General features: G+C 69.8%; 16 protein-coding genes. 6 read left to right on the top strand and 10 right to left on the bottom strand.

Features of this window, described 5'->3' with window-relative positions:
• Window positions 1-13: 13 nt before the first annotated feature.
• The 4 genes from AO398_RS20165 to AO398_RS20150 form a co-directional block, all read right to left on the bottom strand.
• On the bottom strand, window positions 14-544 hold the full coding sequence (locus tag AO398_RS20165; RefSeq protein WP_058193973.1) for a phosphate-starvation-inducible PsiE family protein: 531 nt from the start codon (window positions 542-544) through the stop codon (window positions 14-16).
• 246 nt (window positions 545-790) lie between these two features.
• Complete coding sequence (locus tag AO398_RS20160) at window positions 791-1,348, bottom strand: DUF4337 domain-containing protein (RefSeq protein ID WP_058193972.1); 558 nt, start codon at window positions 1,346-1,348, stop codon at window positions 791-793.
• A gap of 86 nt (window positions 1,349-1,434) precedes the next feature.
• On the bottom strand, window positions 1,435-4,575 hold the full coding sequence (locus tag AO398_RS20155; protein ID WP_058193971.1) for an efflux RND transporter permease subunit: 3,141 nt from the start codon (window positions 4,573-4,575) through the stop codon (window positions 1,435-1,437).
• Window positions 4,576-4,597: 22 nt separating this feature from the next.
• Window positions 4,598-5,836 carry an efflux RND transporter periplasmic adaptor subunit gene (locus AO398_RS20150; RefSeq protein WP_152997579.1) on the bottom strand — a complete coding sequence of 413 codons (1,239 nt, stop codon included), beginning with the start codon at window positions 5,834-5,836 and terminating at the stop codon, window positions 4,598-4,600.
• Window positions 5,837-6,082: 246 nt separating this feature from the next.
• Here AO398_RS20150 and AO398_RS20145 point away from each other — a divergent pair, with 246 nt between their 5' ends.
• Complete coding sequence (locus AO398_RS20145) at window positions 6,083-6,265, top strand: hypothetical protein (protein ID WP_058193970.1); 183 nt, start codon at window positions 6,083-6,085, stop codon at window positions 6,263-6,265.
• Window positions 6,266-6,343: 78 nt separating this feature from the next.
• Here the strand turns inward: AO398_RS20145 and AO398_RS20140 are convergent, their stop codons facing one another.
• From AO398_RS20140 to AO398_RS20125, 4 genes are all read right to left on the bottom strand, one after another.
• The gene (locus tag AO398_RS20140) at window positions 6,344-7,360 is read right to left on the bottom strand and encodes a MerR family transcriptional regulator (RefSeq protein WP_160329341.1); all 1,017 of its coding nucleotides are present in this window, start codon (window positions 7,358-7,360) and stop codon (window positions 6,344-6,346) included.
• Window positions 7,361-7,512: 152 nt separating this feature from the next.
• On the bottom strand, window positions 7,513-8,571 hold the full coding sequence (locus tag AO398_RS20135; RefSeq protein ID WP_058193968.1) for a glycosyl transferase: 1,059 nt from the start codon (window positions 8,569-8,571) through the stop codon (window positions 7,513-7,515).
• A complete protein-coding gene (locus AO398_RS20130; RefSeq protein ID WP_058193967.1) occupies window positions 8,568-9,662 on the bottom strand; it encodes a glycosyltransferase in 1,095 nt (364 codons plus the stop codon). Before AO398_RS20130 ends, AO398_RS20135 begins: the two co-directional genes overlap by 4 nt.
• A 263-nt stretch (window positions 9,663-9,925) precedes the next feature.
• Window positions 9,926-11,020: a glycosyltransferase family 4 protein gene (locus tag AO398_RS20125; RefSeq protein WP_058193966.1), complete on the bottom strand. Its 1,095-nt coding sequence runs from the start codon at window positions 11,018-11,020 to the stop codon at window positions 9,926-9,928.
• A gap of 185 nt (window positions 11,021-11,205) precedes the next feature.
• Here AO398_RS20125 and AO398_RS20120 point away from each other — a divergent pair, with 185 nt between their 5' ends.
• The 5 genes from AO398_RS20120 to AO398_RS20100 all read left to right on the top strand — a co-directional run bounded on the left by AO398_RS20120 (window position 11,206) and on the right by AO398_RS20100 (window position 15,455).
• A complete protein-coding gene (locus AO398_RS20120) occupies window positions 11,206-11,904 on the top strand; it encodes a cytochrome b/b6 domain-containing protein (RefSeq protein ID WP_058193965.1) in 699 nt (232 codons plus the stop codon).
• Entirely contained in the window at window positions 11,901-12,641 is a 741-nt protein-coding gene (locus AO398_RS20115) for a molybdopterin-dependent oxidoreductase (protein WP_058193964.1), read from the top strand. Before AO398_RS20120 ends, AO398_RS20115 begins: the two co-directional genes overlap by 4 nt.
• A gap of 40 nt (window positions 12,642-12,681) precedes the next feature.
• Window positions 12,682-13,602: a paraslipin gene (locus AO398_RS20110; protein ID WP_244498830.1), complete on the top strand. Its 921-nt coding sequence runs from the start codon at window positions 12,682-12,684 to the stop codon at window positions 13,600-13,602.
• Window positions 13,603-13,755: 153 nt separating this feature from the next.
• Window positions 13,756-14,505: a bacteriorhodopsin gene (locus AO398_RS20105; RefSeq protein ID WP_058193963.1), complete on the top strand. Its 750-nt coding sequence runs from the start codon at window positions 13,756-13,758 to the stop codon at window positions 14,503-14,505.
• 5 nt (window positions 14,506-14,510) lie between these two features.
• Entirely contained in the window at window positions 14,511-15,455 is a 945-nt protein-coding gene (locus AO398_RS20100) for a Brp/Blh family beta-carotene 15,15'-dioxygenase (protein ID WP_082643367.1), read from the top strand.
• A gap of 322 nt (window positions 15,456-15,777) precedes the next feature.
• Here AO398_RS20100 and AO398_RS20095 read toward each other — a convergent pair whose 3' ends face one another.
• Together AO398_RS20095 and AO398_RS20090 are read right to left on the bottom strand one after the other, a co-directional pair.
• A complete protein-coding gene (locus tag AO398_RS20095) occupies window positions 15,778-17,466 on the bottom strand; it encodes a HAMP domain-containing methyl-accepting chemotaxis protein (RefSeq protein WP_058193962.1) in 1,689 nt (562 codons plus the stop codon).
• Between the two features lie 385 nt (window positions 17,467-17,851).
• A complete protein-coding gene (locus AO398_RS20090; RefSeq protein ID WP_058193961.1) occupies window positions 17,852-20,728 on the bottom strand; it encodes a phosphoenolpyruvate carboxylase in 2,877 nt (958 codons plus the stop codon).
• Window positions 20,729-20,771: the final 43 nt, after the last annotated feature.

Below are 20,771 nucleotides of genomic sequence, written 5' to 3'. Positions count from 1 at the left end.
CTCGAAGCCGCCCTCAGCTCCCGCCGCTCGTCGTCTCGTCGCCCGCCGGCTTGCCGTCGCCGCGGGCACGGTGGAGCATGAAGATCGCCAGCACCATCGTGAGGATCAGGCCTGCCAGGACGCCGAGTTCGATCATCGAGGCGTTGAACAGGGCCTGTTTCTCCGGCGACCAATCCTTGGCATGGGTGATCTCGGAGGATTGCAGGGTGATCACCAGCACCCGCCGGATCGAGGCGATCAGGCCGACGATCAGGAACGGCTCGCAGGTCAGCTTGCCGGACCGCATCGAGACCCGCACCGTATGCAGGATCTCGATCAGCATCAGCAGGAACAGCAGCCGATCGATCACCTCGAGGATCTTGTCGGCGCCCCCGAGCGCCCGCAGGGCATCCCAGGTCAGCCCGGCGGCGTCGATCAGCGCCACGAAGGCCGTGACCGCCAGAAGCAGGCCCAGCGCCGCATAGATCGCGTGCTCGGTGTGCAGGAAGATCCCGCTGGCGATCCGCGTCAGGCGTCCCTGCTGTTCGTCGTCCTGGTCGTCCATTGCGCTGCATCCCCCGGGTAAGCCGTGGCGAAGGTAGAGCATCGTTCGTGATGCGGGATCCGGATCGATGCTCGAAGCTTTATAGGTGGGTCGATTTCTGTCGAAGCCCGGTCATCCACGGGCCGACGATCCTGCGGAACCTGTCGATTCGACCGATCCCATCCTCGACCTCTGGATGAGGCGCGCGCATGGGATCGCGGTCGATCGGATCGTCACGGGACCGCGATCACGCGGTCAACCCGGTTCTCAGTGTAAGAACGGCAGGGCGTGCGGCGCCAGATAGCCGAAGCCGAGCAGGGCCGCCCCGGCCAGTCCCAGGAAACCGCCGGCGAAGACCAGGATGGCGATGCCGGTGATGACCTCGGCCGAGGCCAGCACGATGCCGATCTGGAAGGCGGCCGACGCCAGCTCGTAATGATGGTAGCGCAGCAACGACAGGTCGCGCCGCTCCTCGGAGGCCCGCGCCTTCGCGGTCAGCTCCTTGCGGCCCTCGCCGGTGGCGGGCTCGGATTCCCAGCGTGCCAGGGTCTTGGCCCACTCGGCGCGCTTGGCCGCGATCGCGTCCTGGTTCGGGCCGGGCGGCACCAGGGCCAGCGCCTCGTCGGCGGTCTTGAGCACCGTCGAGCGGATCGTGCGCGCCTGGAAATAGGCCCATTGGTTGGCGGCCTCTACATTCGAGCCGATCGAATCCGTCTGGGCGGCCTTGCCCAGGGTCTCGCTGAAGGCGAGGAACAAAGCCAGGACCGAGATCAGCAGCGCCACGCGCTTGTTCGAGCCCTCGATCGCCCCGTGACCACCCGACATCGTTTCCCGCTTCCCCGTTGATTCGTCGGGCGCGACTCACAGCCCATCGCGGCCCGGCGCGCAATGCCGCGTCGCCCGTCCGCTGCTTATTCCGCCGCAATCCTGGGCGGCGTCGAGCGGCCGTCATTGGCCGGATGCGCCGGCTGGCCGTAGCCCGGCTCGTCCTCCGGGTCGTCGCGCTCGCCCACGAAGCGGCCGAACAGCCGGCCGAGCAGGCGCGAGAGATCGTCCATGAGCACGAAGATCGCCGGCACGAAGACCAGCGACAGCACGGTCGAGACGATCAGCCCGCCGATCACCGCCACCGCCATGGGCGCGCGGAACTCGCCGCCGATCCCGTAGGCCAGCGCCGAGGGCACCATGCCGGCGGCCATCGCGATGGTGGTCATCACGATCGGCCGGGCGCGCTTGCGGCCGGCATCGACGATGGCGGTGGTGCGGTCGACGCCGGCATGGATCTGCTCGACGGCGAAGTCGACCAGCATGATCGCGTTCTTGGTGACCACGCCCATCAGCATCAGGATGCCGATCACCACCGGCATCGAGATCGGCATGTGGCAGATCAGAAGCGCCAGGATCGCGCCGCCGATGGAGAGCGGCAGCGAGAACAGGATGGTGAGCGGCTGGAGGAAATTGCCGAACAGCAGGATCAGCACGCCGAACACCATCATCAGGCCGGCGCCCATGGCCAGCGCGAAGCCCTCGAAGACCTCGCCCATCACCTCGGCGTCGCCGGTCTGGCTGATCGTGACCCCGGGCGGCAGGTTCTTGGCGGTGGGCAGGTTCATCACCTGCTTGATCAGCTCGGCCAGCGCGTCGGTGCCCTGCATGTCGCCCTCGATGGCGACGCGCACGGCACGGTCGTAGCGGTCGATGCCGGTGGGGCCCTGGCCGAGGCTGATATCGGCCACCGTCGCCAGCGGGACCGCGGCGCCGCCCTTCACCGGGACCTTCAGCGTCTCGAGCTCGGAGAGCCGGCCGCGCAGGCTCTCGGGCAGCTGCACCCGGATCGGCACCTGCCGGTCGGCGGCGTTGAACTTGGCGAGGTTCATGCCGATGTCGCCGATCGTCCCGACCCGCACGGTCTCGGCGATCGTGTCGGTAGAGACGCCGAGATCGGCCGCCACGCCGGCTTTCGGCCGGATGCGGATCTCGGTCCGGTCGAGCGGGGCCGTCGACATGACGTTGACGAGGTGCGGGATCTGCGCCGCCTCGCGCTGCAGCTTGGCCGCCACATCCGCCACCACGGCCTTGTCGGGGCCGGCGATGATCAGCGCCATGTCGCGCTGGCCGCTCTCGCGCAGGGCCCAGAACCGGATATCGGGCTCCTCGCGCAGGATCGCGGCGACTTCGGCGTCGACCTGCTTCTGGGTGCGCGCGCGGGTGTTCTTCGGCGTGAGGTTGATGGTCAGCGTCGCGAGCCGCACCTCCTTCTTGCCGGGCAATTGCCGGCCGCCATCCACGAACACGCTCTTCACCTCGGGCAGCGCCCGGATCTTCTGCTCGATCGCGTCGCTGAGCTTGATCGTGTCCGGCAGCCGGGCGCCCGGGGGCAGCTCCAGCACGAACAGGGTGCGGGCCTGGTCCTCCGCCGGCAGGAAGCCCGCGGGCAGCAGGCCCGTGGAGGCGATCGAGCCGGCAAAGCAGGCGATGCCGAGGATCAGGGTGATGAACTTGTGCCGGACCGACCAGGCCACCAGCCGGGTGTAGCCGCGCATCACGATCCCGTCCGTGGTATGGTCGGGGCCGTGGTCGCGCAGGAAGTAGGCGGCGAGCAGCGGCGTGATCAGCCGCGCCACCAGCAGCGACATGAACACCGCCGCCGCGATGGTCAGGCCGAACTGCTTGAAATACTGGCCGGCGATGCCGCCCATGAACGAGACCGGCGAGAAGATCGCGATGATCGTCGCCGTGATGGCGATGACCGCGAGCCCTATCTCGTCGGCCGCCTCGAGCGAGGCGCGGTAGGGCGATTTGCCCATCCGCATGTGCCGGACGATGTTCTCGATCTCCACGATCGCATCGTCCACCAGGATGCCGGTGACCAGCGTGATCGCCAGCAGGCTCACGGCGTTGAGCGAGAAGCCAAGCGCGCTCATCACCCAGAAGGTCGGCAGCACCGAGAGCGGCAGCGCCACCGCGGCGATCAGCGTCGCGCGCCAGTCGCGCAGGAACAGCAGCACCACGATGACCGCCAGCGCCGCGCCCTCGATCAGGCCCATCATCGCCGAGTGGTAGTTGCCGATCGTGTTGACGACGCTGGTGTCGATCAGGTCGAAGCGCACGTCCGGGTTGGCCGCGTGCAGCGCCGCGATCTTCTTCGCGACTCCCACCGAGACGTCGGCGTCGCTGGCGCCGCTGGCCCGGGAGACCGCGAAGGCCACCACCGGCTCGCCGTTGAAGCGCGCGAAGGTGCGCGGCTCCTCGGCGGTGTCGGACAGGGTCGCCAGCTCGTCGAGGCGGACCTTGCGGTTGCCCGGCACCACGATCGAGGTCTTGGCGAGCGTATCGAGGCTCGCCGAGGCGGCGAGCGCCCGGATCGATTGCTCCTGGCCGCCGACCTCGCCGCGCCCGGCGGCCATGTCGGCCGAGGTCAGGCGCAATTGCCGGTTCACGTCCGCCGCGGTGATCCCGAGCGCCAGCAGCCGGTCGGGCTTGAGCGTGACCCGGATCTCCCGGGCGACGCCGCCCAGGCGCTCGACGCCGCCGACGCCCTTCACGCTCTGCAGGCCCCGGGCGACCACGTCGTCCACGAACCACGACAGGTCCTCGGGCGTCATGGCGGGCGCGGAGGCGCCGTAGACCATGATCGGCAGGCCGGCGATCTCGACCCGGGAGACGATCGGCTCGTCGATGGTGCGCGGCAGGTTCTGGCGGATCTTGGCAATGGCGTCCTTGACGTCGTTGGTCGCCCGATCCTGGTTCACCTCCAGGCGGAACTCGATCGTCGTGGTCGAGATGCCCTCGGTGATGGTCGAGAGGATGTGCTTGACGCCCTTCACCCCGGCGACCGAATCCTCGACCCACTTCGTCACCTGGGTCTGCAACTCGGCCGGCGCCGCGCCCGACTGGGTGATCGTCACCGACACGATCGGGATGTCGATGTTCGGGAAGCGGGTGATCGGCAGGGCGCGGAAGCTCACCAGCCCGAGGATCATCAGAACCAGGAACAGCACCACCGAGGGCAGCGGCTTCCGGATCGCCCAGGCGGAGACGTTGAGGCGCATGGCAGGATCCTTCGACTCAGTCCTACCGCGGGGCCGCGTCGGCCATCGGGGCGCTGACGGGCGCGCTCATGGGCGTGCCCGCTGGCGCGGAGACGGCCCGCACCCGGTCGCCGTCGCGCAGGAAGCTGCCCGCCCGCACCACGACGGTCTCGCCGGCCGCGACGCCCGAGCGGAGTTCCGTATAGCCATCGGACGACAGGCCCGAGGTCACCGTACGCGCCTCGACGCGCCCGTCCTTGGAGACCAGGACGCTGGCCCGGCCGTCCGCCGCGTAGAGGAGGCTGGAAACCGGAACTGCGATGCCCTCGCGGCGCGCCACCTCGACGGTGCCGCGGGCGAAGGCACCGATGCGCAGGGCCGGATCGTCGGTGAGGCGGATGCGGACCTTTCCGAGCCGGGTCGCCCGGTCGACCTCCGGATAGACCCGGCGGACCTTGCCGCGGAGCTGGCGGCCGTCGTCGAGATCGAGGATTGCCGGGTCGCCCACCGTGATGCGGGCGAGCGAGGTCTCGGGCACCTCGCCCTCCAGCTCGATCTCGCCGCGGGCGATCAGGCGGAACAGCGGCTCCCCCGCCGCCGTGACCGAGGCGCCGACCCGGGCTGTGCGCCGGTTGACGATGCCGGCCTCCGGCGCGCGAATGTCGGTGCGGGCGCGCCGCAGGGCGATCTCCGAACCGGCCGCCCGCGCGGTGGCGAGGTCGGCCTGGGCCGATTGCAGGCCGCCCTTGGCTGACGCCAGACGGCCTTCGGCGCCCTGCGCCGCCGAGACGCGCTGCTCCAGCACGGCCGCGGTGGCGTTGCCGGTCTTGGCCAGCGACTGGGCGCGCTCCAGCGATTGCTTGGCCTCGATATTGGCGGCCTCCGCCTGGACGATCTGGCTCCGGGCCTGGACGATCGCCGCCTCGGCCCGGGCGACCGCGGCGACGTTCGAGGCCTCCTGGGTGACGATCATCTCCTGGGACAGCCGTGCGAGCACCTGACCCTTGGTGACCCGGTCCCCCTCCTCGACCAAAAGCTCGGTGATGCGCAGGCCCTCGACCTCTGGAGCGACCAGGATCTCGTCCCTGGGAACCAGGGTGCCGGTGACGACCGCGCGCTCCACGATCTCGCGGCGCTGGGCCGGGACGACGGTAACGGCCGGGGCGATGGCGGCGGCATCGGGAACGGCGGCCGTTTCCACGGCCCGGGCCGGCGTCGCGGCCAGAAGCGCGATCCCGCACAGGAGGGAGAGACGGGACGCGCGCCCGGACAGGATCTGCAAAACGGAAGCCTCGCTGGCGGCTCGATACTGGTTCTACCTCTCCGTCGCTGGGTAGATCGGCGTTTTCATGGCGCAGGCCCACGCGACGATGAGAGGATAGCGGCTCGTGCCGGTCCCGTCCCCGGACGGTGAGCCGCAGGTCGGGTGTAGGTCAAAAGAGTTTTGGATGACGACCTTCGACCTGCAACCGACCGCGGGAGACGCGGTTATTAGATCGCAGGTCTTCGCGTCACCGGGGAGGGTTCTATGAGCATCTTTCAGATCAAGCAGGTGAAAAGCGGCGCCGTGGTCTGGACCGGTGCAGCGGACGACGAGCAGACGGCGCTCGACGCCATGGCCCGCGAGGCCGGCTATCGCGATTTCTCCGCCCTGCCGGACACGATCCGCGCCAACGGGCTCGAGGCGGCCAAGCTGGACCTGATTTCTTAAGTCAGCCGACGACGAGCCGCCCCATCCCGGCGTCCGTCCGCGCAGACGGGCGCCGTTTTCGTGCTCGGTCGGAGAGGCTCAAGGCGCAGGCTGAAGGTTCTTGAGAGCGTCGTTCAGCCAGCGCCACACCGTTCGATCGACGGCGATGGGAAAGTCCTTGCCCAGGACGCCCAGGAGTTCTTGGTATCGACCAAGGCGCCCGCCATTCCGCTCGTATTGCGTGAGATGCCAATCCCGGAATGCCGAATCCGGCATGCGTCCGAGGGCGCGGGCCGACTCGGCAAGCCAAGTGCGCGCGAGGGCCTGGGCTTCGGGACTCCCCGGCGACAGATGTCTCGCGGTCGCTTTGGCCGCATTCTCGTAGGCTATCCGCGAGGCCGTCCGGTAGGCGTCGGGATCCAGCGCGTCCGTCCAGAACGCCTTGGTCCCCTCCTGCACCTCGCGGACGAAGGTCGGATCTGCCAGAGGCCGCGAAAGCTCATCCCAGGCGGTGATCTGGTCCGGCGTGGGATCCTCTGGCAGTTCCGGCACGGTCATGGCGAGGAGTTGCCGCCGCCGGGGCGCATCAAGCGCCGTGCCCGCCGCGATGGCGTCGACGAATTGCTCCGCCAGAGCCTTCATCTGCTGATTGCTTAAGTTGCTCATGGTCCAAATCCTCCTCAGATCACCATCGGCAGGGTTTGGGATGCGAAGCGTGGCACGGAGGATCGTAGCCACTCGGTGCTTGGCCGCGATCTCGGCTTCAAGGATCTCCAGGCGCGTTCGCAGCACGTCGTGCAGCGACAGGCGACGTGCCAGCAGCCGCCCGATCATATCGAGCCCGACCCCCGCCTCGCGCAGTGCTTGGATGAGGTCGAGCTTGGCGACATCCGCGTCGGTGTAGACCCGGTAGTTCGACGCGGATCGCAGGGTTGGCGGTAGCAGGCCCCTGTCTGAGTAGAACCGGATCCGCCGCACCGGTTGCCCGGAGAGGCGCGCCAGATCACCGATCGTGTACGTCTTCGCTCCCATGGCGACTCGATTACGGGTTCCACCACATGGAGGGTCAAGCCTGGTGCGCGCGGCTCTGGATCGGAAGGCGCGGCGCCAGAACACTGTGACGGCCCTCTCCGTCATTGCGAGCGCAGTAAAGCAACCCAGCGACACGCCATGGTCTGGGATCGCCCGCCACCCTGGGTCGCTTCGCTGCGCTCGCGATGACGGGGTGGAGGAATCGTTTCAGCGACTCGGTTGAAACCGGCCGCGCCTCAAGCGCGTCCGATCTGCCGGACCAGCGCCTCGATCGTCGCCGCGCAATCCGGGATCGCGCTCGGCCGGGGCAGTGCGGCAATCACCGACGGATCGAGGGCGAGGCCGGCCTGGACCAGCCCGGGCCAGGCCCCGGCGCTGGGCCAGCCCGGATGGACCACCGCGGCGCCAAGCCTCTGCAGGGCCTCGGCCTTCTCGGTCTGCTCGCCATAGGTCCGCTCCTCCGGCAGGCACAGGAAGCGCTTACCCTGCCCGGCGGCCAGCGCCACGAGGCCATCGCCGCCGCCCCCGACCAGCAGGGCCGCCCGGGCGATCCGCGCCTCGACGTCGTCGACCCAGCCGTGCAGGTGCAGGTTTTCGGGGACTTCGCCGGAGCCGGATACGGGACCGAGGACGTGCCAGGACCGGTCTGGCACGGCGCGGGCCGCCGCGGCGAGGTCGGCGAGATCGCCTCCCGCGCCGCCGCGGCCGAACACCACGACGATGTCGTCGCCCGCCTCACCGGCCTTTCGGGCCGGCGCGCCGAGGAACCCGGCATAGTGCGTCTTGGCGCGGACCCAATCGGGCACGTTGGCGCCGTCGAGGGCTTCGGGGAAGGGCGCGAGCAGGCGGGTGGCGCTGCGGAAGGCTTCGCAATGGGGACGGTCCGTCCGGGTGCCGGCGAGGCGCTCGACCAGGGTCGGGACCGACAGGAGCCGCGCCAACAGGGCGATCTCCACCGAGACGTCGACCACGATGAGGGCCGGCTCCGTCCGGGCGACCCATTCGGCGATGCGCGTCATCCGGGCACGCACGCCGGGATGGTTCAGGGGCGCGTAGTGGAACGCCTCGGGCCGTTCCGCCTCGCCGTCCCGTCCGTCGAACGCCGATCCGCCGAGCGGCCGGTCGTCGGGGAGGTCGAGCACGTCCAGGCCAGATGTCGCAATCTTCGGGGTGTCGAGCGCCGCCAGGGTGCCGATCAGCGTGCACGGCCGGGGCAGGGCGGCGGCGACCGCACGGGCGCGCTGGAGATGGCCCGCGCCCTGGTGGTGGACGTACCAGCCGATCCCGCGGGTCACACCGCGTCCCGCAGAGACAGGGCGAGGGCGTCGAGGTCGGCGAGCGCCCGGTCGAGGGGGCATTCCCGGGCTGGTGCAGAACGCGATCCGAGGATGCGGTCGGCCCGCTCCACGAAGGCGATGTCGTTGGGGCAGGCCTCCAGGGCCGCGCATGCGTCGGCGTCGAGCCCGAGCCGGGCGCAGGCCTCGCCTCGGGCCGATCCGGTCGCGTGGAAGGCCCGGCGCAGGGCGGCGCGGCGCAGGATCAGCGCCTGCCAATGGGCCGCCTCGGGCAGGAGATAGGGTTCGCCGGCCAGCACCCGGGCGCGGCGCGCCATCTCGGTGGCCATGCCGCCCGAGACCCGACCCTGGTGGCGGGCCGAGACCATCACGCGCACATCCGGGCAATGGCGCAGGCGGGCGCCGCTCTCCCGGAGCAGGCCCACGAGGGCGTTGTCCTCCCCGCAGGGCAGGGGGGGCAACCCGCCCACCGCGCGGTAGAGCGCCACCGGGACGGCGAGGCTCGCGCCGGTATGGTCGCCGTGGCGCGGGGCGGGGTCGTGCGGTGGCGGGTCGAGGATGTCCTCCAGGCGGCGAACGCCGGCCCAGTACCGCTCGATCCGCGCGTGCAACGCGCCGAGGCGCGGGTCCCCGGCACCGTCATCGTCGATCACCAGGCGGCCGCCGACCACATCCGCGCCGTGCAGGGCCCGGAGATTCGCCGCGACCCAGTCGGCCGGAAGGCGCGCATCGGCATCGGTGGTGAGCAGGATCCCGCTCGGACCGGCCTCGGCGTCGAGCCAGTCGGCGCCGGCATCGAGCGCCATGCGGCGGGCGGTGCCGACATGGGCCGCAGCGCCGTCCAGCGCCGCCTCGATCACCCGCAGCGTCAGGCTCGCCAGCGCGCCCGATGCCTCCCGGGCGTGGACCGCCGCGACCGTGCCGTCGGTGCAGTTGTTGGCGATCACCACCACCCGCAGCGGCGCCTCGGCCGAGAAACCCTCCTGCCGGGCCAGGGTGGCGAGCAGGATCGGCAGCCGCTCCGCCTCGTTGCGCGCGGGGATGCAGACGACGCAGGGCCGAGCGATCGGGGCTGCGGTTGCGAGGGGCATAGCGGTTTTCCCAACCTTGTCGGCGCGAACTCTCGCAACGTAGCGCTCTCATCACTTCCGTGCGGGTGCCCGGGTTCACACACCGAAATCCGGATCGTCCCCCGCTGAAAGAGATGACGCTTCAAAGCCTACACGCGCTCTCCCTCCCCCGCAGAGGGGGGAGGGAGAGCCGCAGTGTTTCCCGTGTCTTCTGTGACCCCGATGTGTGGATCTGCAAGCCCCCAAGGGGGAGGGGAAAACGCGTCGTGTTTCCGGGACTTCTTTTACGCCCGTCCCCCGGCCACCCGCAGCGTCGGCCGCGCCCGCTCGGCACAGCGCGCGATCACGGCATCGTAGGTCTCGAGGTAGCGCTCGGTCATGGCGGCGGCGTCGTAGAGCGCCTCCGCCCGGTCGCGGCAGGCCCGGCGCGACAGGCCGGCCGCCTCGCGGATCGCCACCGATAGATCGTGCGAATCATCCGGCCGTGCGAGGCGACCGCACTGCGGGTCGAGGATGTCGGGCAGGGCGCCTCGGCGGAAGGCCGCCACCGGCGTGCCGCAGGCTAAAGCCTCGGCGACCACGAGGCCGAACGGCTCCTCCCAGCGGGGCGAGACGATCGCCACCCGGGCGCGGCCGAGATGGTGGGCGAGGTCCCGGTGCGAGAGGTGCCCGAGATGGGTCAGGTCCGGCCCGAGCCGCGGGGCGATCTCGGCCGCCCAGTAGACGGGATTGAGCTTCGGGCCCGCGAATTTCAGCGGCAAGCCGGCCGCGCGGGCGGCGTCGATGGCAAGGTGGAGCCCCTTTTCCGGCACGATCCGGCCGGACCAGAACACGAAGGGCGGCGCGTCGGGCGTCTCGGAATACGCGAAGGTCGAAAGATCGACGCCGTTATCGACGACCTGCGCGCCGGGCACGAGCGATTCCCATTCCTGGGCGAGCGACGGCGACACCGCCAGGAAGGCCATGTCGGGATCGGCCTGCACCACCCCGGAGACCAGGGCGTCGAAGGGCGGCGTGTGCAAAACCGTGACCCAGGGCAGGCCGAGCCGGGCGCTCTGCTGCAGCGGCAGCGCATGCAGCGCGTTGTTGTGCACCAGGTCGAAGCCCCCGGCCGCGACCATCTCCATCATCCGCCGGTAGGCGTCGTATTCGGCCTTGTCGATCGCGTCCTCGCGCTCCGGATCGGACAGGGCGTCCCCGGTCGGATCGCACAGCATCACCGGATCCAGCGCCGGGTCCGAGCCCCGGCTGGCGAACAGCGTCACGTCGTGCCCGTGCCGCTTCAACGCCACGGTGAGGAGATGGGTGTGCATCTCCAGACCGCCGGCATAGGGCTGGCCGATCGGGTACTTCAGATGTGCCAGGACAGCGATCTTCACGCGCGCACCGCATCCGGTTGTGTGGGGATCTTTGCCGGCCGCAGCGGAGCGAAAGGAAAATCGTCCGCAGCGAGCATGGCGGGTATCATGCCCATCGTTTCTTCACCAAGCGTTGCGTCATCGGCACCGGGAGCGACGACGGACGCAGCGCGTTCCCATGTCCATAAGGGCTGTGGTCTGAACCGATGATGATCGAGACGACAGGTCGACCATTCAGCCGCGCGCGCCATCCGGCCTGGGTGCGCCTGACCCATTGGACCGGCGCCGCCGCGACGCTCGCGCTCATGGTGAGCGGAACCGCGATCCTGCTGGCCCTGCCGAAGCTGTTCTGGGGGGAGACCGGGTCCAACAGCGCGCCGGCCTGGATCACGCTGCCCCTGCCGGTCGATCTCGAGCAGACCGGCTGGGCGCGCAACCTCCATTTCCTGGCCGCCTGGATCTTCGTCCTCAACGGCGCCGCCTATCTGGCCCTCGCCCTGTTGCGCGGGCATCTGCGGCGGCGCCTCCTGCCGGCGCCGGCCGAGATCAAACCCCGGGCGCTGGCCGGCGAAATCCGGGACCATCTGCGCCTGCGCTGCGCGGCGCCGCCGACCGGCCGCTACAACGCGCTTCAGAAGATCGCCTATCTCGGGGTCCTGCTGGTGCTGGCGCCGCTGATTCTGCTCACCGGCCTGACGATGTCGCCGGGCGTCACCGCGGCCTGGCCGGAACTGTTCACCCTGTTCGGCGGTCGGCAATCGGCCCGGACGATCCACTTCCTGTCGGCCTTCGCGATGGTCGCATTCCTCGCCATCCACATCTGGCAGGTGCTGGCCAACCGGCCGGTGACGCTGATGCGCGGCATGATTCTCGGGCGGGCCGGCAACGCGGAGGAGACCCGATGAGCGCGCTGACCCGGCGCCGCCTGGTCCTCGGAACCGCCGGGTTCGGCGCGGCCGGCCTCGTGGGCGGCTGCGATCCCGGTGCCCCGCAACTGCGCCCCAACCCCTACGGCCTGAGTGACTGGCTGACCTTCGCCGGGCAGCGCCTGCTGCTGGCGCGCCAGCCGCTCGCCCGGGAATTCGGGCCCGAGGCGATCTCGGCGGTGTTCCCGACCATCAACACCACCGACCCGGACGATCCGGCCTATCGCCGCTCGAAAGCGGCCGGCTTCTCGGATTGGCGCCTGCCGGTGACCGGCCTCGTCGCGCGGCCGGGGGCGTTCTCCCTGGCGGAGCTGAAGGCGATGCCGGCGCGCACGCAGATCACGCTCCATTCCTGCGAGCAGGGCTGGTCGGCGATCGGCCAATGGACCGGCGTGCCGCTCGCGCAGGTGCTCGCCGCCGCCGGGATGCGCCCGGAGGCGCGCTACGTGGTGATCCGCACCGTCGACGGCTGGTGGGACAGCTACGACCTGTTCGACGCCCTGCACCCGCAGACGATCCTGGCCTACGGCATGAACGGCGCCGACCTGCCGGTGGCTCACGGCGCTCCTGTTCGCCTGCGGGTGGAGCGCCAGCTCGGCTACAAGTCCTTGAAATACCTCAGCAGCATCGAGGCCGTGGACCGGGTCGACGGGATCGGCCACGGCCGCGGCAGCATGGTCGCGGGCCTCGGATTCAGCTGGTACGCTGGCATCTGAGCCGCCCGTCGCGCGGCGGGCAAGGGGGGGCTTGGCGGCGATGGATCTCACGATCGGGCTGAGCACGTCGGCGATCGCCGCGGCGGCGCTGGCGGTGATCACGCTGGCGGCCGGCGTGAAGATGATCCCGCAGGGTCACGTGTTCACGGTGGAGCGGTTCGGCCGCTACAACCGCGCGCTGGAGTCCGGCCTCGGCCTGATCATCCCGTTCGTCGAGCGCATCGGCCGCCGGGTGAACGTGATGGAGCAGGTCATCGACGTCCCGAGCCAGCAGGCCTTCACCCGCGACAATGCCGTCGTGACCATCGACGCGGTGGTCTTCTACCAGGTGCTCGATGCGGCCCGGGCCTCCTACGAGGTCGCGAACCTCGACCTGGCCATGACCACCCTGACCGTGACCAACATCCGCACCGTGGTCGGCTCGATGGATCTCGACCAACTCCTCGCCCACCGGGACGAGATCAACGAGCGCCTGCTGCGGATTCTGGACGCGGCGGCCTCGCCCTGGGGCGTCAAGATCAACCGCAACGAGATCAAGGACATCGTCCCGCCCGCCGACCTCGCCGGCGCCATGGCCCGCCAGATGAAGGCCGAGCGTGAGAAGCGCGCCTCGATCCTGGAGGCGGAGGGCCAGCGCGCCGCCGAGATCCTGCGGGCCGAGGCGCGCGAGCGCTCCGCCGAGGCCGAGGCGGCGGCGACCGGGATGGTCAGCCGGGCGATCGCCGAGGGCGACATCGCGACGGCAAAACCTGCCCGTCGGGGGACGGGTGCGGGTGGTCGGGCTCTCGGGGACGGTGCCGCGGGTGGAGGCGGCGGGAGGCGCCGGATAGGCCCGCCGCGGCATTCTGACTGCGATCACCCGATCCGTCGCGGCCGGACGGTTCCGCGGCCGGGGCGGCCTCGCGGCGCGGTGCGACCCTTTATCGTCCGTCGGGGCGAACGCCTTCTGGCGGCAGGGTAAACCGGCTCGGACGTCCGCGCGCAGTGCAACGCGGAGCGTCCTCTCACTCGACCGTGACCATCGTCCGACGCAACAATCACGACGGGCGCAGATTGGGCAGGCGGCCGCCACGTTTCTTGGCGTGCCTTTCATCCCTGTTCCGACGAGATATCAATGACGCCTCAATTCTGGCTGTGGCTGGGCTTTGCCGGCATGGCCGCCGGCGCCGCCGTGATCCTGTTCATGGCAAAGCGACGGACCCCGGCCGAAGAAGCGGACGGGATCATCCACGGCATCGTGCCGATCATCGCGGCCTGCTCCTACTTCGCCATGGCGACCGGGCAGGGGAGTCTGGTTCTTCCCGCCGGCCCTGATGCCGCGGAGGCCGCGCGGCAGTTCTACTTCGCGCGCTACATCGACTGGACCTTCACCACGCCCCTGCTGCTGCTCGGCCTCTCGCGGACCGCGATGCATTCCGGGATGCGCCGGCCGGCCGTGGTCTGGGGGCTGATCGGGTCCGACCTGATCATGATCGTGACGGCTCTGGCCTTCGGCCTGTCCAACGTCGCTGCGGTGAAGTGGACCTGGTTCGCCATTTCCTGCGGCGCGTTCGTCGCCGTGTTCTACGGAATCTTCGTGCAGCTGCGTGAGGAGAATGCCGGCGAGCGCGCCGATGTGCGGAAAGCCTTCCTGCGCAATGCCGTGTTCCTGACCGGCGTCTGGTGTGCCTACCCGGTGGTGCTGCTCATCGGCCAGGACGGCCTCGGCTTCCTGTCGCCGACGCTCGCCCTGGCGGTGATCGCGATCTTGGATCTCACCGCCAAGGTCGTCTACGGCATCATGGCCACGCTGGAGACGACCCGGGCCGTCGACCGCGACCTGATGGAAAGCCCGAAAGCCGCTCCGCTGCGCCGGGCGGCCTGACGCGGATGGCGGCTCCTTCGTCCATCCTCTCCCGCGGGGAGTCTGTCCGGACGAGCCGCCATCCCGTTCCTGTATCGGGGACGGCGCGGCTGCGGCTGGCCGGTGCGCTCGTCGCCGTCGGTCTCGTGGCCTCCGCAATCCTGCCGCGCGAGACCGCGTGGCTCGTCGCTCTGACGGTCGTGATCGTCCTCGGGGTTCCCCACGGCGCTCTGGACGGGGCCGTGGCCGCCCCTCTGCTGCGCCCCCGCTACGGACGCATGTGGTTCGCGGTCTTTGCCGTGCCGTATCTCGGGCTTTCGGCCCTGGTCCTCCTGGCTTGGCAGGTGGCGCCCCTCGCTACCCTGGCGGGCTTCCTGGCGCTGTCAGTGCTGCATTTCGGCGAGGAGGATGCCGGCCCGGGCCGGCGCTTTGAGGCCCTCGTCCGCGGCGGGCTCCCGATCGCCCTGCCGGCGCTGTTGCGGCCTGAGGAGACGGCCGGGCTTTTTGCGGTGGTCACGCGGGTGCCGATGCCGCAGCTTCCCGTGTGGTGGGCGGCTGCGGCCTGGGTCTGGGTCGCCGTTACAACACTCTGGTTGCTGACGGGGCCGCGGCGGACGTCCGTGCTCATCGAGATGGCGCTTCTCGCGCTCGCCTTCTGGTCTCTGCCGCCGCTGACCGCGTTCACCCTGTACTTCGTCGGCCTCCACGGCCCCCGGCATGTGCGCGCCTTGTTGGCGGATCCGACAAAGGCCCCCGGTGTCGATACGATCCGGCGCGCGGTCCATGCGGCGCTGCCGGTCTTCGGGCTGACGCTTCTCCTCGGCGCGGCGCTCTGGCCGCTCTACGCGCCCGGCGCCCCCGATGCGCCGGCGAACCTGCTGACCCTGACACTCCAGATGCTGTCGGCCCTCACCGTGCCGCACATTCTGCTCGATCGGATCGCGACCCGGTATCGCGCTCGGGGCCCGTAACGGCTGGTGGGCCCCTGGCGGCGTCAGTCGCCTCGCCCCATCGGACCACATGCTGCAGCGGCCGCGAGATCTCCCGCACCGGGTCGAAGGGACAGCGGATCGGCCAGAACAGGCCGGCGAGCTCGGTCTCGTGGGTGTCGGCGTCCCGGGGCCGGCCGGTCTGCGGTCTGGCCGAGCGTTGGGTCCGGGGTGAGGGAGACGATTCGGCGAGCGGCGTCAGGCCGCTCGCCATGTCGACGCAGCGGAGCGTGCGATGGGCCGTGACCGTATAAACGGTCACGGCGGTTTCCTGTCCGAATCCGTATCCTTGGGAGGCCCGGCCTTACGCGGCCCGCACCGTCTTCAGGAAGCTGCTCACCTCGGTCGAGAGATGCTCGGACTGGCGTGACAGCGCGGAGGCCGAGCTGAGGACATGGGCTGCCGCGGCGCCGGTTTGCTCGGAGGCCTGGGCGACGCCGACGATGTTGCCGGTCACCGCGCTCGTGCCCGTCGAGGCCTGGGCGACGTTCCGGACGATCTCCTGGGTCGCTGCACCCTGTTGTTCCACCGCCGCCGCGATGGATGTGGCGACGGTGTCGATCTCGCGGATGCGGGCGGTGATCGTGGCGATCGCATCGACCGCCTGTTCGGTGACGCCCTGCACCGCGCCGATCTGGCGGGCGATCTCATCGGTGGCCCGCGCCGTCTGGCTGGCCAGTTCCTTGACCTCGGTGGCGACCACGGCGAAGCCACGGCCGGCCTCGCCGGCACGTGCGGCCTCGATCGTGGCGTTGAGCGCCAGCAGGTTCGTCTGGCTCGCGATGTTGGCGATCAGGCCGACCATGTCGCCGATCTTGGCCGAGGTCTGGCTGAGAACCTGTACGAGCTGCGTGGTCTGGTCGGCGTCCAGGACCGCCGCCTTGGCGAGGTTTGTCGAGCCCGTGACCTGACGGCCGATCTCGCTGACGGACGAGCCGAGTTCCTCGGCCGCCGCCGCGACGGTCTGGACGTTGGTGGCGGCCTCTTCGGCGGCCGCTGCGACGTTCGTGGATTGCGCTGCGGTCTCGGTCGCGGTCTTGGTCATCGTCTGCGCCGTGGCCTGCAGCTCGATCGCCGCGTCTGAGACGAGGCCGACGATGCCACCCACGGCGGCTTCGAAGTTGTCGGCGAGCTCCATCATGGTGCGCTGGCGTGCCGCGGCGGCGGCGGCATCGGCGGCCTGGCGCAGCGCCGCCTCTTCGCCCGCCTTGCGGGCGACCATGGATTTGATGTTCTCGACGGCCCGGCCGAGGGCGCCGATCTCGTCCGTGCGCTGCGCTTCGCGGATCTCGGCGTCGATCTCGCCGCTCGCCATGCGTTGGAGAGCCGCCACCAGCCGGACGAGCGGCCGTTGGATGTTGAGCATCAGCAGGATCGCCGCCGCAAGCAGGCTCAGGAGCAGCGCCGCGCCCGCGACCAGGCCGATGCTTGTCGCCGCACTGACCTGTCCGAAGGCCGTCTGCAATGCAGCCTCGGTGAAGCGATTGGCGTTCGCCACCGAGGCATTGATCGTCTTCTCGCCACGCTCGCTCAGGTCGGCGATCTGCTTGCGGGCCGCCCCTGCTCGGGCACTGTCGACCTCCCGGCCATACAGGTCCGCGCGGCCGATCTGGACATAGTCGCGCAAGGCCGCGGCCAGGTCGCGCAGATGGCGCGCGCTCTCCTGAAGGACGTCCGGCTTCAATGCGATCGCGATCGGGCGTTCCAAGCCCCTGGAGGCCGCCGCCGCCTCGTCCAATGCCGCGGTCGCGACCTTCTCCGCCTCCGGTCCGGTCCGCGCCAGATCGATGGCCTTGTAGTCGACCTGGATCCGATTCAGGGCGAGCTGAGCCTGAGAGATGCCGAGGAGGATCGCCTGTTCGCGCGCCAGCGCTTCGGTCGCCATCCGGATCTGTGTGTTGCTACTCCACTGGTTATAGATCACACCGGCGGCGATCAGGCCAGTCAACGTTGTAGACAGCGTAAGTTTGCGACCGATGCTGAGACTGGGCATGATGTGTACTTGAACCTGCGATAGAAAGAGATCTTTCGTCGGCCCGTTCGAATTTCTTTGCTAAAAAAAAATGCCGATCTGGGCGACACTCTATCGGCAAACGTATGAATTTATGCTTTTGAGTCAAATCAAATTATTTTCTAAACACCGTTAGTGTCGCAATAATTCAAAATCCGATCGTCTGTTTCTTATACCGATGATTTATATTCGAACCTGCTGAGTGTTAAGTCTTGTTCATGATTGCGAGGACGTCGATCTATGCCGCCGTTTTCGGACGCGTTCGAAGTATTGAGCGCGCGATTGCATCGGGGGCCCGGTGCGATCGCGCGCTGTGGCCTTCGGCATCGTGTCCGGTGAACCCGTGCGCACGTCTGTGCGCAGGATTCTACCCGAACGCTCCGACCTCGTGCTGGATCATCCCCGAGATCTCCCGCACTTGGTCGAACAGGCGGCGGATCGGCTGGAACAGGTTGGCATGCTCGGCCTCGTAGGTGCCGACATCCCGGGGGCCGGCCGGTTCGCCGAAATTCAGGCCGAGCGTCGGATCCGGGGTGACGGGAAAAATCTCGTCGAGGAGCGTCAGGCACCCGTCGATGTCGAGACGCAGGAACCGCTCCAGCAGCTGCTCGCGGGAAATGCCGGCTTGCGGCCGGAATCCCGGGATGTGCACGGCCAGGAACCAGATCCGGTGGATCAGCGCCAGGCGCAGCGCATGCAGCAGGGTCAGGGGGGCCGACATGCCGGGCAGGTCCGGGGCGGCGGTGGTGAGCGCCAGCCAGTCTCGGGTCAGCCGGCCGAACAGGCCGCGCAGCGACGCCGCGAGGTCGAGCCGCTCCAGGGCGCCGGCGATCACGACCAGCTCCTCCCGGCGGAAATCTTTCCGGGTGCGCCGGGCCCGCTCCAGCCAGACGGCCGGGTCGAGGGTGTCGATATAGGCGCGCAGCACGTCGAGATCGCCCACCGCTGCCGCATGCTGGACCAGCCGGAACGCCCGCGAGAAGCGGACCGAATCCCGGCGCATGTCGCGGAACAGGTCGGGGCCGCGCTGGGCGGCCCGGCCGATCCCGTGGAGGGAATTCGCCAGGAAGCCGAGCTGATGCAGGATCGCGTTGTTCGGGATCGCCCGCATCTGGGTCGGATGGGTGATCCGCGCCGGCCCGCCCGTGTCGGTCTGGCGGGCCACCGGGCGGGAGCCGGTGCGGTCGATCAGGCTCGGGCCGAAGGTGCCGAGCAGGGCGGCGTAGCCGGCATCGTCAACCAGCGCCTCCATGTCCTGCCGGGCGGCGGTGAAGAATTCCAGGGCGAAATCCGGCTCCGAATAGATCGGGTCGTCCTTGGAATCGGTGCGCGCCGCATCGTCGTTCAGGGCATAATCCGAAAAGCTGTCCTCCTCGGCGATGTCGAGGGCGTAGACGTGCTCGGCGATGCGGGCGACGCTGGCCTGGGCCAGCGCCTCGGTGCCGTAGAGCAGGTAGCCGTCGGTGCCCTGGAAGCTCGATTCGAGCCGCACCTTCAGGCCGGCCTTGCGGGCGCGGTCGCGGGCATCCTCGGGGGCCAGGTAGGCGAGGCGGTCGCGCAGAGAGGTCGGGTGGGCGCCCCGGCCGATCGATTCGCCGTGGGTGTCGAAGATCGCGAGCTCGACATCGGCCAAGCCGTTCTGGACCAGCATCTCGGTGATGCGCAGGCGCAGCCGCTCGATCCAGAAGGTGGCGGCGAGCTGGCCGACATAGCGGCCGGAATCCGAGTAGCCGAATTGCACGGTCAGCCGGCCGATGCGCTTCAGGTACTGGCGCCAGTGCGGGTTACGCAGGGCGTCGTCGAGCACCCGGATGCCCTGTTCCAGGGCGCTCGCGGTTTCGAACAGGGGCGTGATCTCGAGCTTGTCCGCGATGCCGTAATGGCGCGCGAGCCACAGGGCGGCCAGCAGGGTGTAGCCGGTCTCGGTCTCGGCGATCAGGAAGCGCACCGGGTGGGTGCCGTCCACGTGCTTGAGGATCTGGGCGATGGTCATCATCAGCCGGGCGGCCGAGGCCCGCTCGGCGGCCAGCGCGCCGAAATCCACCGCCACCGGGCGGACGTCGTTGAGCAGGCTGTGGATGGTGGCGAGGTGCGAGCGGCGCTGGGCCGAATCCGTCGGCTCGCCCTCCAGGTCGATGACCCGGCGCACGGCGTTGTGGATCTGGCTGGCGTTCAGCCGGAAATGCGGCAGGGCGTTCGACAGGCCGTGGGTGGCGACACCGGAGCACAGGATCGCGATCGCCCGCCTGTCGGATTCGTCGGCGGCTTCCAGGGCGGCGGTGAGCCCGGCCACCAGGGCGCCCGCATCGGTCTGGGCGCGCTCCCGCTCGATGATCAGCGCCAGGGCGAAGCGGTGGACCGATTCGAGCGACGGCTTGTCGCCGAGCCGGGGCGCCACCGCGAGCTGGCGGTTGACCGCGGCGAGCGCCCCCTCGGCCAGCGCGCGGACCTCCCGGCAGGCGGGGCTCTCGGGCAGGTCGCGCATCACCCGGTCGAACTGCATGCGCTTGGAGATCAGCCGGTAGCGCAGGGTGTCCCACCAGCCGATATCGGTGCGCCCGTCCGTGTCGCAGCCGACCCAGCTCGCGATGGCGAAGGGGCGGGGCGTCAACTCGGTCCAGCTGTCCGGCCAGCGGGCCCGGGCGGCGTCGAGCAGGGCGCCGTTGAACGCGTCCAGCGCGAGCCGGCCGTTATTGGCCGCCGCGCAGGCCTGCTCGAACTCGACAGCCAGGGTGATCGGCGCGTCCGGCCGGGTCGAATGTGCGGCGGCCCGGGCGATCAGCTCGGCGCGGGCGGCGACATCGGCCAGGCTCGCGGCCTGGGCGAGCAGCGTTGCCACGGCCTTGGGCATGCCGAAGGTTGGGTGCGCGGTGAAGACCACCGCGAAGGCGGTGCGGTGGATGAAGGCCGCGAAGGCCGAGACGCCGTCGGGTCCGTCCTTGGCCGCGGCCACGAGGCAGGCCGGGATGGCGGATTGCGGGTCGGCCGGTGCGGCCTCCAGCCCGACATAGCTGCGCAGCCGCTCCGCCCGGGCCGCGAGCGCGGCGGCGCGCAGCCGCGCGAACAGGATGTCGAGATCGCCCGCGGAAATCTCGTTGCGGTCGAACCGGCGGGTGATCGCCAGGGTCACGGCCAGGACCGGATTGCGGAACGGGTCCTCCCGGGCCTGCTCCCGGGCACTCTCGATCAGGCCGAGGAGATGGCTCTCCAGTTCCTCGGGCTCGCGGCTCGGCTCGTGTTGCATGAATCCGTCCCGGCTCCGGTCTGCTGGCCTCTACTGTTATAGG

The sequence above is a fragment of the Methylobacterium sp. GXS13 genome (assembly GCF_001455965.1).
Lineage (GTDB): Bacteria > Pseudomonadota > Alphaproteobacteria > Rhizobiales > Beijerinckiaceae > Methylobacterium.
The sequence above is the reverse complement of the archived record's forward strand: the minus strand, read 5'-3'. Positions and strand labels throughout refer to the sequence as shown.

What these genes read in the sequence shown, in the direction of transcription:
- AO398_RS20165 (WP_058193973.1), bottom strand. Translation starts at nt 544, where the DNA reads ATGGACGACCAGGACGACGAACAGCAGGGACGCCTGACGCGGATCGCC.
- AO398_RS20160 (WP_058193972.1), bottom strand. Translation starts at nt 1,348, where the DNA reads ATGTCGGGTGGTCACGGGGCGATCGAGGGCTCGAACAAGCGCGTGGCG.
- AO398_RS20155 (WP_058193971.1), bottom strand. Translation starts at nt 4,575, where the DNA reads ATGCGCCTCAACGTCTCCGCCTGGGCGATCCGGAAGCCGCTGCCCTCG.
- AO398_RS20145 (WP_058193970.1), top strand. Translation starts at nt 6,083, where the DNA reads ATGAGCATCTTTCAGATCAAGCAGGTGAAAAGCGGCGCCGTGGTCTGG.
- AO398_RS20130 (WP_058193967.1), bottom strand. Translation starts at nt 9,662, where the DNA reads ATGCCCCTCGCAACCGCAGCCCCGATCGCTCGGCCCTGCGTCGTCTGC.
- AO398_RS20120 (WP_058193965.1), top strand. Translation starts at nt 11,206, where the DNA reads ATGATGATCGAGACGACAGGTCGACCATTCAGCCGCGCGCGCCATCCG.
- AO398_RS20115 (WP_058193964.1), top strand. Translation starts at nt 11,901, where the DNA reads ATGAGCGCGCTGACCCGGCGCCGCCTGGTCCTCGGAACCGCCGGGTTC.
- AO398_RS20110 (WP_244498830.1), top strand. Translation starts at nt 12,682, where the DNA reads ATGGATCTCACGATCGGGCTGAGCACGTCGGCGATCGCCGCGGCGGCG.
- AO398_RS20105 (WP_058193963.1), top strand. Translation starts at nt 13,756, where the DNA reads ATGACGCCTCAATTCTGGCTGTGGCTGGGCTTTGCCGGCATGGCCGCC.
- AO398_RS20100 (WP_082643367.1), top strand. Translation starts at nt 14,511, where the DNA reads ATGGCGGCTCCTTCGTCCATCCTCTCCCGCGGGGAGTCTGTCCGGACG.
- AO398_RS20095 (WP_058193962.1), bottom strand. Translation starts at nt 17,466, where the DNA reads ATGCCCAGTCTCAGCATCGGTCGCAAACTTACGCTGTCTACAACGTTG.
- AO398_RS20090 (WP_058193961.1), bottom strand. Translation starts at nt 20,728, where the DNA reads ATGCAACACGAGCCGAGCCGCGAGCCCGAGGAACTGGAGAGCCATCTC.